Origin of the sequence: Streptomyces sp. NPDC020780 (assembly GCF_044334475.1) — a bacterium.
Taxonomy (GTDB): Bacteria; Actinomycetota; Actinomycetes; order Streptomycetales; family Streptomycetaceae; genus Streptomyces.
This window is the reverse complement of sequence record NZ_JBIRTB010000006.1, coordinates 141747-154642: the sequence shown is the minus strand read 5'-3', so window position 1 is coordinate 154642 and position 12896 is coordinate 141747. Positions and strand designations below refer to the sequence as shown.

The window sequence follows — 12896 nt, the reverse complement described above, 5'->3', positions numbered from 1 at the left end:
GGTCCGAGCCTACGCCCGGCCGGGGGCAGGGCGGCGGGCCTGCTCCGCGCTGAACGGGCCCGCCGGGAACTGCCGCAGAGGAACGAACGCCGGATCAGCCGGAGAGGCGGACCGGCATGATCAGGTACTTGTACGCGTCGTCCGCCTCGGCGTCGACGGCCGGGCGGCCACTGAGGAGGGCCGGCTTCGTCGACGTCGTGAAGGACAGCTGGGCGACCGGGGAGTCGATCGCGCTGAGACCGTCCAGCAGGAACGTCGGGTTGAAGGCGATCGAGATGTCGTCGCCCTCGAGCACGGCGTCCACCCGCTCCACAGCCTGTGCGTCGTCGCTGGAACCGGCCTCCAGGATCAGCACTCCCTGCTCGAAGCTGAGCCGCACCGGGGTGTTGCGCTCGGCGACCAGGGCCACGCGCTTCACGGCCTCGACGAACGGCGCGGTCTCGATGACGGCCACCGAGTTGAATTCGGTGGGGAACAGGGTGCGGTACTTGGGCAGGTCGCCCTCGAGCAGCCGCGTGGTCGTACGCCGGCCGGCGCCCTCGAAGCCGATGAGGCCCTCGCCGGCTCCGGAGCCGGACAGCGCGAGGGTGACCGTGTCACCGCTGGTGAGCGCCTTGGCGGTGTCCAGGAGCGTCTTGGCCGGCACCAGGGCCACGGCGGAGGCGTCCGGGTTCTCCGGCTTCCACCGGAACTCGCGGACCGCGAAGCGGTAGCGGTCGGTGGACGCGAGGGTGACCGTGTCGCCCTCGATCTCGATGCGCACACCGGTGAGGACGGGCAGGGTGTCGTCCCGGCCGGCGGCGATGGCGACCTGCGCCGCCGCGGAGGCGAACACCTCACCGGGAACGGTGCCGGTCGCGGTCGGCATCTGGGGCAGGGCCGGGTACTCCTCCACAGGCAGTGTGTGGAGGGTGAACCGCGAGGAGCCGCAGACCACGGTGGCCCGCACACCGTCGGTGGAGATCTCCACCGGCCGGTTCGGGAGGGCGCGGCAGATGTCGGCGAGCAGCCGGCCCGAGACCAGCACCGTGCCGTCCTCCTCGATCTCCGCGTCCACGGAGACCTTGGCCGACACCTCGTAGTCGAAGCTCGAGAAGCTGAGAGCGCCGTCCTCAGCCTTCAGCAGAAGGCCCGCGAGCACGGGCGCCGGCGGACGGGCCGGAAGGCTGCGGGCCACCCAGGCCACCGCCTCCGCGAGTACATCGCGCTCCACCCGGATCTTCACCGGAACCGCCTCCTGCTGTTGCTCGCTCGCCCTGCTGGCCTTCGTCGTCTGGTCGGGGGCTCCCTGCCGTCGGGCTGGGGTGGCCGCCGGGGTCCAGTCTGACGTACGGCACCGACACTCGTTGCTGCTCGGGGTCAAGTCGCGACATGAGGCCCGCGGAGCTCGCGGCTCGAGTTGTGCACAGGCCCCACTTCGAAGCGGATTCCTGGCTAACTCTGAGTGGTAGTAGTAGTAGGCCCTGTGGAAACCGTGGATAACGTCGTTTGCACAGGTCAGCATCGGTTTTTTGTCCACCGACCCTGTGGGTGGAACCGGTGGACAACTAAGCGCTTCTGTGGACACGCGAAAGTTCTGCACACCCGGTGCACAGGTGGGGGTGACTTCTCCCCAGGGCTGTCCCCAGCTTTACCCACGTTCCCCACAGCCCAACCCGGCGTCTTGGTGTGACGCCTTTCACTCCCGCCAGTGAAAGGCGGTGTCGGGTTGCCGAACAGTGGACAGGGGTGTGGAGAAGCTGGGGACAACGCGGACGGGCCTGTGGGCGGGCGGTGGACAACATCGTCCGAGCCCTGTGGACGAAAAATCTGTCCACAGCCTGTGGATCATCGTTGACCACAAATCCCCACCCATGTGACCTGGCCTGATGGAGTATCGGCAGCGGGCCCTGTGGATGCAATCTGGACAACTTCTCAGTCCCCAGGCTGTGGACGCCAAATTCCGGACCTCTCTGTGGAGAAGGGCCGACGCGCGGCGAGTATTCGAACAGCCGGACCGCTTCGGGGCACTGCGCGGCGGGCCCGGAGAGGTGCTCCGTGCTTCGCGCCGACGCTCTTGAGCTCTCCCGGAGGACTCGTGCTCGCTGCGGCCGCGCTCCTCGCAACGGTGGCCGGGCTTCCGGCGGAGCCCACCCGGGGCCGCTTTCGACTCGCCTCCTGACGTGGCCGGGGCCGTCTCCGTCAGGAGGCCGGGCAGTCTCCGGACGGCTTCGGACTGTCTTGAGCGGCTTCCCGACGACGAAAAGCGCCCCGCGAGGACTCGCTCGGTCCTCGCGGGGCGCTGGGTGCGCGTTCTCGGGTGTGCCGGTCCGCTCCGGCGGATGCCGCTCCGCCGGTCGTCCGCCGGAGCGGCGGAGCGGGCGTGCGTCCGGGGGCGTGCGGGCCTGTCAGCCGTTCTTGATGCGGTTGGTGAGCTCGGTGACCTGGTTGTAGATGGAGCGCCGCTCCGCCATCAGTGCGCGGATCTTCCGGTCGGCGTGCATCACGGTGGTGTGGTCGCGGCCGCCGAACTGCGCCCCGATCTTCGGCAGGGACAGATCCGTCAGCTCGCGGCAGAGGTACATCGCGATCTGGCGGGCCGTCACCAGGACCCGGCTGCGGGAGGAGCCGCAGAGATCCTCCACCGTCAGCCCGAAGTAGTCCGCAGTCGCCGCCATGATGGCCGGCGCGGTGATCTCGGGAGCGGTGTCCTCCCCGCCGGGGATCAGGTCCTTGAGCACGATCTCGGTCAGTCCGAGGTCGACCGGCTGCCGGTTGAGGCTCGCGAAGGCGGTCACGCGGATGAGCGCGCCCTCCAGTTCACGGATGTTGCGCGAGATGCGTGAGGCGATGAACTCGAGTACCTCCGGCGGCGCGTTGAGCTGCTCCTGCACCGCCTTCTTGCGGAGGATCGCGATGCGCGTCTCCAGTTCCGGCGGCTGCACGTCGGTGGTGAGACCCCACTCGAACCGGTTGCGCAGCCTGTCCTCGAGTGTCACGAGCTGCTTGGGCGGCCGGTCCGAGGAGAGAACGATCTGCTTGTTGGCGTTGTGGAGCGTGTTGAAGGTGTGGAAGAACTCCTCCTGCGTCGACTCCTTGCTCGCCAGGAACTGGATGTCGTCCACCAGGAGGATGTCCACGTCGCGGTAGCGCTTGCGGAAGGTGTCGCCCTTGCCGTCGCGGATCGAGTTGATGAACTCGTTGGTGAACTCCTCCGAACTCACGTACCGCACCCGGGTACCCGGGTAGAGGCTACGGGCGTAATGCCCGATGGCGTGGAGCAGGTGGGTCTTGCCGAGCCCCGACTCCCCGTAGATGAAGAGGGGGTTGTAGGCCTTGGCCGGCGCCTCGGCGACGGCGACGGCCGCGGCGTGCGCGAAGCGGTTGGACGCGCCGATGACGAAGGTGTCGAAGAGGTACTTCGGATTGAGCCGGGCGTGCGGCTCGGTGGTTCCCGGCGCGGGCGCGGAGTTCGTCCCCATGGGGCCGCCGCCTCCGGGCCTGCCGGTGCCGCCCTGGCGGTGCGGCGGCTGCTCCTGCAGTTCGTGCCGGTCACGCCCGTCGCGCTGGAGCTCGTACCCCTGGTGTTCGGGTGGCTGCGTCCGGTAGTCGTGCTGCGGCTGCTGCGGGCGCGCGCTCGCGTACGGATCGCGGTCCTGGTACCCGCCGTGCCGCGGCTGCCAGAGGTCTTCCTGGGCGCGGGGCCAGGCACCGGGTTCCGGCCGCTGCTGCTGGTAGTCGGGGTAGGCCGGGCGGGCCGTCGGCATGCCGTCGTCGGCAGGCCGGTGGCCGTATCCGTCGTACCCGTCGTTGTGAAGAGGCTCGTCGCGCTGCGGTCCCTGGTACCGGTGGGACTGCTGGCCCTGGTGCGACGGGTGCATGGGGGGCGCCGGCGGGGACGGAGGCTCGCCCGCGGAGTCGTCGACCGTGATCGCGATCCGGATCGGGCGCCCGCACTCACGGGTCAGCGTCTCGCTGATGAGCGGCGCGAGCCTGCCCTCCAGCACCCGCTTTCCCCACTCGTTGGGGACGGCCAGCAGGGCGGTGTCGGCGACGAGGGCCAGCGGCTGACAGCGCTCGATCCACTGCTTGTCCTTCGGCTCGATGCCCTGCTGACCCTCCCCGAGGAGTTGGTCCAGCACGCGTGGCCACACTGCGGCAAGATCGGCAGGTACATCAGCCACAAGGCACGCTCTCTCGCATGTCCCACGAATGTGTGGTTCTCGGGACGGGATGGGTCGGGTCGGGTGAGGCCCGGCAGGGGGGAAGGAAAGGAACCGGAGTTCAGCCACGGTAGTCAGGCCGACCCGCACGGTTCAAGTCGTTGTCCACAGGCTGTGTACAGCACAGGGCGTCGTGGAGCGGGTTTGACCGGACGGCGCGGCCGCGCGTACCGTGGCCAGGTCGAGTTGTCGATGGCTGCTGCCGCCTGCCTCCGATGGGCAAAGATCACGATCTGTGATTGTGAAGCGGTGCACTAAGGCGTTTACGCGAGTTCCTCGTGGGCGCACGGTGACAGCCAGGCGATGTCCCGCCAACACACGAATCATTTCTGGAGCCCCCGAGTGAGCAAGCGCACCTTCCAGCCGAACAACCGTCGCCGCGCCAAGACCCACGGCTTCCGGCTGCGTATGCGTACCCGTGCCGGCCGCGCGATTCTCGCGAACCGCCGTGGCAAGGGTCGCGCCAACCTTTCCGCCTGATCGCCGTCAGGTCATGACGTGCTGCCTACCGAGAATCGGCTGAGGCGGCGCGAGGACTTCGCGACCGCGGTACGCCGAGGGCGTCGGGCCGGCCGCCCGCTCCTCGTCGTACATCTACGCAGCGGTGCCACGGACCCGCACGTGACGGGGGAGAGTGCTCCCCCGTCACGTGCGGGTTTCGTCGTCAGCAAAGCAGTGGGCGGAGCAGTCGTTCGCACGGCGGTGAAGCGAAGGCTTCGTCACCTCGTCCGCGAGCGGCTCGCTCAGCTGCCCCCCGGTAGCCTTGTTGTCGTACGAGCGCTGCCCGGATCGGGCGACGCCGATCATGCACAGCTGGCCCGAGACCTGGACGCCGCTCTGGAGCGGCTGCTGGGAGGTGGCATCCGATGAAGTACCCGCTGCTGGCTCTCATCAAGTTGTACCAGTGGACGATCAGCCCGCTTCTCGGGCCCGTCTGCCGCTACTACCCGTCGTGTTCCCACTACGGATATACGGCGATCGACCGGCACGGAGCGATCAAGGGAACGGCGCTGACGGCCTGGCGCATCCTGCGGTGCAATCCGTGGTCACCCGGCGGTGTGGATCACGTGCCGCCGCGTACACGTCCGCGTTGGCACGAACTGCTGCGCAGCCGTGTGCGTGGTGGCAAGGGCGGGGACTCCGCCGCCGATGTGCCTGCCGGGGGGTCGGCCTGCGAACCCCTGAGCCCGGCCACAGAGACCTCGTCCAATGCTCAAGGAGCCTGATTAGTGGACACGATTGCCAGTCTGTTCAGCTTTATCACCACACCTGTCTCGTGGGTCATCGTCCAGTTCCACTCGCTGTACGGAGCGATCTTCGGTGACGACACGGGCTGGGCCTGGGGCCTGTCCATCGTGTCCCTGGTGGTCCTGATCCGGATCTGTCTGATCCCGCTGTTCGTCAAGCAGATCAAGTCCACCCGCAACATGCAGGTGCTCCAGCCGAAGATGAAGGCGATCCAGGAGCGCTACAAGAACGACAAGCAGCGCCAGTCCGAAGAGATGATGAAGCTGTACAAGGAGACGGGCACCAACCCGCTCTCCTCGTGCCTTCCGATCCTGGCGCAGTCCCCGTTCTTCTTCGCTCTGTACCACGTGCTCTCGGCCATCGCCTCGGGCAAGACGATCGGCGTCATCGACCAGCCGCTGCTCGACAGCGCACGTCAGGCGCACATTTTCGGAGCTCCGCTGGCCGCGAAGTTCATGGACAGCCAGGACAAGGTCGCGGCGCTCGGTGCCTCGCTGACCGACGTCCGCGTCGTCACCGCGATCATGATCGTGATGATGTCCGCGTCCCAGTTCTTCACGCAGCGCCAGCTGATGACGAAGAACGTCGACCTGACCGTGAAGACCCCGTACATGCAGCAGCAGAAGATGCTGATGTACATCTTCCCGGTGATCTTCGCCGTCATGGGTATCAACTTCCCCGTCGGTGTCCTCGTCTACTGGCTGACCACGAACGTGTGGACCATGGGCCAGCAGATGTATGTGATCAACCAGAACCCGACGCCGGGCAGCAAGGCGCAGGACCAGTACCTGGGACGTCTGCTGAAGAGCGTGACCGCTCATGGTGAGGTGCGGGGCAGGACGAGGCGCAACACCGTCAAGCGGATCGTCGCCAAGGGGCCCGACCGCAACGACATCGAGCGCAAGTTCATCACCGGTCTGGCCAAGCTGGGTCTCGCCGCCCAGGAGGACGGCACGGTGGCGAAGAGCGAGACGGCTGTGGCCGAAGCCGAGGGCGGTGCCGCGGCCAAGCGGCAGCAGCCCAAGCGCCAGACGAAGTCGAAGCGTCAGACCGCTGCGACGCAGCCCGGTGCGGCCAAGGACTCCGGAGCCGCCAAGGATTCCGGAGCTGTCGGCTCGGAGCCCAAGACCTCGCTGGAGAAGCAGGACGCATCGCAGGACGACAAGCCGAAGCCGGCGGGCAAGCCCACCGCGTCCGGCTCCTCACGCCAAGCCAAGCCCGGACAGCGCAAGGGCCCGCAGCGGCCCAAGCACCCGTCCAAGAAGTAAGAAGGAGTCCATCCGTGACGGACGGCACCATCACCACGGCCGCTGAGGGCAGCGACACTCTCACCCGCCTCGAGCAGGAGGGGGAGATCGCGGCCGACTACCTCGAAGGTCTGCTCGACATCGCCGACCTCGACGGTGACATCGACATGGATGTGGAGGCGGACCGGGCCGCGGTGTCGATCATCAGTGACTCGCCGCGTGACCTGCAGAAGCTTGTGGGCCGCGACGGCGAGGTGCTGGAGGCGCTCCAAGAGCTCACGCGTCTGGCAGTGCACCGGGAGACCGGTGACCGAAGCCGCCTGATGCTGGACATCGCCGGCTTCCGTGCCAAGAAGCGGGAAGTGCTCGCCGCCCTGGGTGCGAAGGCCGCCGACGAGGTCAAGAGCTCCGGTGAGCCCGTGAAGCTGGAGCCCATGACGCCGTTCGAGCGCAAGGTCGTGCACGACGCCGTGGCGGCGGCGGGCCTGCGCAGTGAGTCGGAGGGCGAGGAGCCGCAGCGCTTCGTCGTTGTTCTTCCGGCCTGACCGGACCCTTGTACTGTCGGCCCCGTCTGTCCGCAGACGGGGCCGATCGTTGTCAGCTTGATAGTCAGCCACCCACAGTGCGCTAGTGCGGTACGGAAGGACGGTCCTCGTGAGCGAGGCAGCAGAGCTCCCTCAGGCGCCCAAGGAGGCGCAAGCGGTATTCGGTGAGTCCTTTCCCATGGCTGTCAGGTACGCGGAACTGCTCGCGGACGTCGGGGTCCAGCGGGGGCTGATCGGCCCCCGCGAGGTGCCGCGGCTGTGGGAGCGCCACCTGCTGAACTGTGCCGTGCTCTCCGAAGTGGTTCCTGACGGCGTCACGGTGTGCGATGTCGGGTCGGGGGCGGGCCTGCCCGGGATTCCCCTCGCCTTGGTGCGCCGCGACCTGAAGATCACGCTGCTGGAGCCGCTGCTGCGTCGTACGAACTTCCTCCAGGAAGTCGTCGAGCTGCTCGGCCTGGACCACGTGACGGTCGTACGCGGCCGGGCCGAGGAAGTCCTCGGATCCCTGCAGCCGGTGCATGTGGTGACGGCTCGGGCCGTCGCTCCCCTCGATCGCCTTGCCGGCTGGGGCGTACCTCTCCTGCGTCCGTACGGCGAGATGCTGGCTCTCAAGGGAGACACCGCGGAGGAGGAGATCCAGGGTGCTCGTGCCGCGCTGAGCAAGCTCGGTGTGGTGGAGACCGAGGTGCTTCACGTGGGTGAGGGGCTGGTCGAGCCTGCGTCCACCGTGGTGCGCGTGGTGGTCGGGGAGAGCCCGGGTGGTGTGAGGTTCGCCGCAAAGCGCGCCAAGGCTGCGCGCGTGGGACGGACGCGCCGGCGTCGCCAGGCCTGAGGTGCGCCGCCATCGGCGCGCCCTTTTTCGTATTCATTCCGTATGCGGCGTTTTGCCCGTGCGTGCGGAGCGTGCGGCTATATGTGACCTTCGCGGAGTGTCGAAACGTCGGCGCGTCGCTCCAGGGGCATCGTGTTTCACGTGAAACGTCGCTCTCTGCTGCAGGGAATTATCGACCGCGGTCGTGCGGCGGCATCGCCGCGCGACCGCAGGCCCGTAAGGGTTACCGAGTTGTCCACAGAAGTGGATTCATCCACAGAAGAGTCGGCCTCGCTGGTTCGCAACCCCGAAAGCATGGCAGGCTCTGTTCATTGCGAGCCTGAAGTCGAGGAGAGTGAATCCTTGCGGTCCGACGCCAATATCGCGGGACCGATGACCGATCCGGTCCCCGGTCCCCGTACCGAGTCCGTGGGGGACGGTGTTTCACGTGAAACGCCGCCTCCGATGGACGACACACCCATCGGTCGTTCGGCCCAACTGGCAGTTGAGGCCCTCGGCCGCGCCGGTGAGGGCCTGCCTCGGCCTGAGCAGACCCGCGTGATGGTGGTTGCCAACCAAAAGGGCGGAGTCGGCAAGACCACCTCGACGGTCAATATCGCCGCTTCGCTCGCGCTGCACGGGGCGCGCGTCCTGGTGGTGGACCTTGATCCGCAGGGGAACGCCTCTACGGCTCTGGGGATCGACCACCACGCGGACGTTCCCTCCATCTACGACGTGCTGGTCGACAGCATGCCGCTCTCCGAGGTGGTCCAGCCCGTTCCGGACGTCGAGGGTCTCTTCTGTGCGCCGGCCACCATCGATCTCGCCGGTGCGGAGATCGAGCTGGTGTCGCTGGTAGCGCGGGAGAGCCGGCTTCAGCGGGCCATTCAGGCCTACGAGCAGCCTCTGGACTACATCCTCATCGATTGCCCGCCGTCCCTGGGGCTGCTGACGGTCAACGCGCTTGTAGCCGGGGCCGAAGTCCTCATCCCGATTCAGTGCGAGTACTACGCGTTGGAGGGCCTGGGTCAGCTGCTGCGCAACGTCGACCTCGTGCGGGGACATCTGAACCCGGATCTCCATGTCTCGACGATCCTCCTCACCATGTACGACGGGCGTACCAGGCTCGCCTCTCAGGTGGCGGAGGAGGTTCGCAGCCACTTCGGCAAGGAGGTGCTGCGGACGAGCATCCCGCGGTCCGTACGCATCTCCGAGGCACCGAGCTACGGGCAGACCGTGCTGACCTACGATCCGGGATCCAGCGGATCACTGTCCTACCTCGAAGCGGCCCGTGAGATCGCCCTGAGGGGCGTGGGGATGCACTATGAGGCGCAGCAGCCCCACACGGGCATGCACAACAGCCAGCAGAGCAACACGGAGGGCATGCAGTGAGTGAGCGTCGTAGAGGGCTGGGGCGTGGGCTCGGTGCACTGATCCCCGCCGCTCCGTCGGAGAAGCAGGCGGCCGCTCCCCCCTCGGGTCCGGCGGCCTCGGCCCTGATGACCGCTGACCGTGGGGTGGCCGGTCTCCCGTCCGGTCCGCTGGTGCCGGAGCCGAGTTCTCCCCCGGCCGAGCTCGAGATCGTTGCCGACTCGACCGACTCCGCCGGGGCCTACTTCGCCGAAGTGCCGCTGGATTCGATCACGCCGAATCCAAGGCAGCCTCGTGAGGTTTTCGCCGAGGACGCTCTGGCGGAGCTGGTGACCTCCATCAAGGAGGTCGGTCTTCTCCAGCCCGTGGTCGTCCGCAAGGTGGCCGACGACCGCTACGAGCTCATCATGGGTGAGCGTCGGTGGAGGGCTTGCGGCGAGGCCGGCCTGGAACGCATTCCGGCCATCGTCCGTGCCACGGACGATGAGAAGCTCCTGCTCGATGCGCTCCTGGAAAACCTGCACCGGGCCCAGCTGAACCCCTTGGAGGAAGCGGCGGCGTACGACCAGCTGCTGAAGGACTTCCAGTGCACACAGGATCAGCTGGCGGACCGGATCGGCCGTTCCCGCCCTCAGGTCTCGAACACTCTGCGTCTGCTGCGACTCTCTCCGCCGGTGCAGCTCAGGGTAGCGGCCGGTGTTCTCTCGGCAGGCCACGCACGGGCGCTGCTGTCGGTGGACGACTCGGAAGAGCAGGACCGGCTGGCCCACCGCATCGTGGCGGAGGGGCTTTCGGTGCGCGCGGTCGAGGAGATCGTGAGTCTGCTGGGCTCCGAGCCCACGAGTTCGGTGAAGCCGAAGCGTCCCCGGGCGGGCGGCCGCGTCTCGCCGGCCCTCACTGATCTCGCCTCCCGGCTCTCGGACCGCTTCGAGACCCGGGTGAAAGTCGACCTCGGACAGAAGAAGGGAAAGATCGTCGTCGAGTTTGCCTCGATGGAGGATCTGGACCGGATTCTCGGTAGCCTGGCTCCGGGCGAGGGGCGAGTGCTGGAGCGGAGCCTCTCGGAGGAGCAGGGCGAGGACGAGAGCTGAGCCTTCCGAGGAGGCCGTAGGGCGGGCCCTGTGCCGGAGAAGTTTCCGGAACACGGCCCGCCCTTTGCATTTCCTCGGTGTCCGCATCATGTCTGGGTGGATACGATGCGTTCTGGTATGGCGTTTCCACCACCGTGATGTACCTCAGAGGAGGCGGGGGCCGTGCGATCAGTGAATCGCAGCCACCTGGTGACAGTTGGATTGGGGCTTGGTGCTGTCGGGGGCTTCGTCGGCAGCCTGTTCCGAGAACGGAGTGCGCTGGCAGCCGCACGGGATGCGGCGGGCGAAGGAAGTGAGGAACCGCCTACATGGGGCGTCGGCTCGTACCGCTCACACTGGACAACCTTCCGGATCTCCCCCGGCGATGCCGCTCGTGTGTCTTCTGGGAACTTGATCCGGTCAGCGGGGAAGCAGCGGTAAAGGCCGGCAGGCCTGAGGTGGAGAAAGAAGCGTGGATCTCCGCTGTTCTGCTGGAGTGGGGTTCCTGCGGGCGGGTCGTCTACGTGGACGATGTCCCGGCCGGCTACGTCCTCTACGCACCGCCCGCATATGTGCCGCGGTCCATGGCGTTTCCCACCAGCCCCGTGTCTCCTGATGCTGTCCAGCTCATCACCGCGTTGATCTCGCCCGGGTTCCAGGGGCAGGGGCTGGGGCGGGTGATGGTGCAGACGGTCGCCAAGGATCTCCTGCGGCGGGGCGTCAGAGCCATCGAGGCCTTCGGTGACGCCCGCTGGAAAGAGCCTGCCTGTGTACTGCCCGCCGACCATCTGCTGGCGGTGGGATTCAAGACGGTGCGTCCCCACCCGGTGTACCCACGGTTGCGACTGGAGTTGCGTACGACGCTCTCCTGGAAAGAGGACGTCGAACTGGCTCTGGACAGATTGCTCGGTGCGGTACAGAAGGAACCAGCGCTACGTCCCCTCTGATCGCGAGAGGGGGACAGGTCCCTGCGGACGGAACGAAACGGGCCCACCCTCCGGGTGGGCCCGTTTCACGTGAAACAGTGTGCGGTGCCGTCCTACTCGCCGATGAAGGCTTCGAGATCGCGAAGGATCGCGGCCTTCGGCTTGGCACCGACGATGGTCTTGGCGACCTCGCCGTTCTGGTACACGTTGAGCGTCGGAATGGACATGACGCCGTACTTCGCAGCGATGGCCGGGTTCTCGTCGATGTTGAGCTTGACGATTTCGATCTTGTCGCCGAACTCGGTCGCGATCGCCTCCAGGGACGGGGCGATCTGCCGGCACGGGCCGCACCATGCCGCCCAGAAGTCCACCAGGACGGGCTTGTCGTTCTTCAGGACGTCCTCGTCGAAGGAGTCGTCGGTTACGTTCTTCAGGGCGCCGGCCACGGCGACCTCCTTAACTACGTGGGGTGTGTGGAGGGGGGAAGGCGGTCAGACTGCCGGGGTCTTCTCCGGCTCGGCGAGCTTCTCGTCCGAGAGCGCAGCCAGGAAGCGCTCCGCGTCGAGGGCTGCGGAACAGCCGGTCCCGGCCGCGGTGATTGCCTGCCGGTAGGTGTGGTCGACGACATCGCCGGCACCGAAGACGCCCGTCAGGTTGGTGCGGGTCGAGGGGGCGTCGACCTTGAGGTAACCCTCGTCGTCGAGGTCCAGCTGGCCCTTGAACAGCTCGGTACGGGGGTCGTGACCGACGGCGATGAAGAGACCGGTCACCGACAGTTCGGACGTCTCGCCCGTCTTTGTGTTGCGAAGGGTCAGACCGGAGAGCTTCTGGTCCCCGTGGACGGTGGCGACCTCGCTGTCCCAGGCGAACTTGATCTTCGGGTCGGCGAAGGCCCGCTCCTGCATCGCCTTGGAGGCCCGCAGGGAGTCACGGCGGTGGACGATCGTGACCGACCTGGCGAACCGGGAGAGGAAGGTTGCCTCCTCCATGGCCGTGTCGCCACCACCGACCACGGCGATGTCCTGATCCTTGAAGAAGAAGCCGTCGCAGGTGGCACACCAGGAAACGCCTCGGCCGGAGAGCGCGTCCTCATTCGGCAGACCGAGCTTGCGGTGCTGCGATCCCGTCGTGACGATGACGGCCTTGGCACGGTGCACGGTGCCGGCAGTGTCCGTGACGGTCTTGATGTCGCCGGAGAGGTCGACGGAGACCACGTCGTCGGGGATGAGGTCGGCACCGAAGCGCTCGGCCTGGGCGCGCATGTTGTCCATGAGCTCAGGGCCCATGATTCCGTCCTGGAAGCCCGGGAAGTTCTCCACGTCGGTGGTGTTCATCAGCGCACCGCCTGCGGTGACGGCGCCCTCGAAGACCAGAGGCTTCAGCGACGCGCGAGCGGTGTACAGGGCGGCGGTGTAACCGGCCGGCCCGGAGCCGATGATGATCACATTACGGACGTCGCTCACGGGTTCTTCCTCG

The 12896-nt window shown here is 67.3% G+C and carries 13 protein-coding genes; 9 read left to right on the top strand and 4 right to left on the bottom strand.

Annotation, left to right across the window (positions count from 1 at the left end):
* Nucleotides 1–94: 94 nt before the first annotated feature.
* Nucleotides 95–1225, bottom strand: a complete 1131-nt coding sequence (gene dnaN, locus ACH4VO_RS13505; RefSeq protein WP_360995605.1) for a DNA polymerase III subunit beta — start codon at nucleotides 1223–1225, stop codon at nucleotides 95–97.
* Between the two features lie 1162 nt (nucleotides 1226–2387).
* Entirely contained in the window at nucleotides 2388–4163 is a 1776-nt protein-coding gene (dnaA, locus tag ACH4VO_RS13500; protein WP_360995607.1) for a chromosomal replication initiator protein DnaA, read from the bottom strand.
* 381 nt (nucleotides 4164–4544) lie between these two features.
* Here dnaA and rpmH point away from each other — a divergent pair, with 381 nt between their 5' ends.
* The 9 genes from rpmH to ACH4VO_RS13455 all read left to right on the top strand — a co-directional run bounded on the left by rpmH (nucleotide 4545) and on the right by ACH4VO_RS13455 (nucleotide 11441).
* Nucleotides 4545–4682 carry a 50S ribosomal protein L34 gene (gene rpmH / locus ACH4VO_RS13495; RefSeq protein ID WP_014047156.1) on the top strand — a complete coding sequence of 46 codons (138 nt, stop codon included), beginning with the start codon at nucleotides 4545–4547 and terminating at the stop codon, nucleotides 4680–4682.
* Nucleotides 4683–4700: 18 nt separating this feature from the next.
* Nucleotides 4701–5072: a ribonuclease P protein component gene (rnpA, locus tag ACH4VO_RS13490; RefSeq protein ID WP_360995609.1), complete on the top strand. Its 372-nt coding sequence runs from the start codon at nucleotides 4701–4703 to the stop codon at nucleotides 5070–5072.
* Nucleotides 5069–5428 carry a membrane protein insertion efficiency factor YidD gene (gene yidD / locus ACH4VO_RS13485; RefSeq protein WP_360995612.1) on the top strand — a complete coding sequence of 120 codons (360 nt, stop codon included), beginning with the start codon at nucleotides 5069–5071 and terminating at the stop codon, nucleotides 5426–5428. Before rnpA ends, yidD begins: the two co-directional genes overlap by 4 nt.
* Before the next feature lie 3 nt (nucleotides 5429–5431).
* Nucleotides 5432–6718: a membrane protein insertase YidC gene (gene yidC, locus ACH4VO_RS13480; protein ID WP_360995615.1), complete on the top strand. Its 1287-nt coding sequence runs from the start codon at nucleotides 5432–5434 to the stop codon at nucleotides 6716–6718.
* 14 nt (nucleotides 6719–6732) lie between these two features.
* The gene (locus ACH4VO_RS13475; protein WP_360995618.1) at nucleotides 6733–7242 is read left to right on the top strand and encodes a R3H domain-containing nucleic acid-binding protein; all 510 of its coding nucleotides are present in this window, start codon (nucleotides 6733–6735) and stop codon (nucleotides 7240–7242) included.
* A gap of 109 nt (nucleotides 7243–7351) precedes the next feature.
* Nucleotides 7352–8074, top strand: a complete 723-nt coding sequence (rsmG, locus tag ACH4VO_RS13470) for a 16S rRNA (guanine(527)-N(7))-methyltransferase RsmG (protein WP_360995621.1) — start codon at nucleotides 7352–7354, stop codon at nucleotides 8072–8074.
* Nucleotides 8075–8368: 294 nt separating this feature from the next.
* Nucleotides 8369–9445 (top strand): ParA family protein, encoded by a 1077-nt coding sequence (locus tag ACH4VO_RS13465; RefSeq protein ID WP_360995664.1) that lies wholly within the window; start codon nucleotides 8369–8371, stop codon nucleotides 9443–9445.
* A complete protein-coding gene (locus ACH4VO_RS13460) occupies nucleotides 9442–10515 on the top strand; it encodes a ParB/RepB/Spo0J family partition protein (RefSeq protein WP_360995623.1) in 1074 nt (357 codons plus the stop codon). Before ACH4VO_RS13465 ends, ACH4VO_RS13460 begins: the two co-directional genes overlap by 4 nt.
* A gap of 308 nt (nucleotides 10516–10823) precedes the next feature.
* A complete protein-coding gene (locus ACH4VO_RS13455) occupies nucleotides 10824–11441 on the top strand; it encodes a GNAT family N-acetyltransferase (protein WP_360995626.1) in 618 nt (205 codons plus the stop codon).
* A gap of 92 nt (nucleotides 11442–11533) precedes the next feature.
* On the opposite strand, the gene trxA is transcribed toward ACH4VO_RS13455, so the two are convergent.
* Nucleotides 11534–11866 carry a thioredoxin gene (trxA, locus tag ACH4VO_RS13450; protein ID WP_360995628.1) on the bottom strand — a complete coding sequence of 111 codons (333 nt, stop codon included), beginning with the start codon at nucleotides 11864–11866 and terminating at the stop codon, nucleotides 11534–11536.
* 45 nt (nucleotides 11867–11911) lie between these two features.
* Nucleotides 11912–12883 carry a thioredoxin-disulfide reductase gene (gene trxB / locus ACH4VO_RS13445; RefSeq protein WP_360995630.1) on the bottom strand — a complete coding sequence of 324 codons (972 nt, stop codon included), beginning with the start codon at nucleotides 12881–12883 and terminating at the stop codon, nucleotides 11912–11914.
* Between the last annotated feature and the right edge of the window lie 13 nt (nucleotides 12884–12896).

Bases quoted from the DNA above. Each gene is read 5' to 3' on its own strand.
- yidD (WP_360995612.1), top strand. From the start codon at position 5,069: ATGAAGTACCCGCTGCTGGCTCTCATCAAGTTGTACCAGTGGACGATC.
- ACH4VO_RS13465 (WP_360995664.1), top strand. From the start codon at position 8,369: ATGGCAGGCTCTGTTCATTGCGAGCCTGAAGTCGAGGAGAGTGAATCC.
- ACH4VO_RS13455 (WP_360995626.1), top strand. From the start codon at position 10,824: ATGGGGCGTCGGCTCGTACCGCTCACACTGGACAACCTTCCGGATCTC.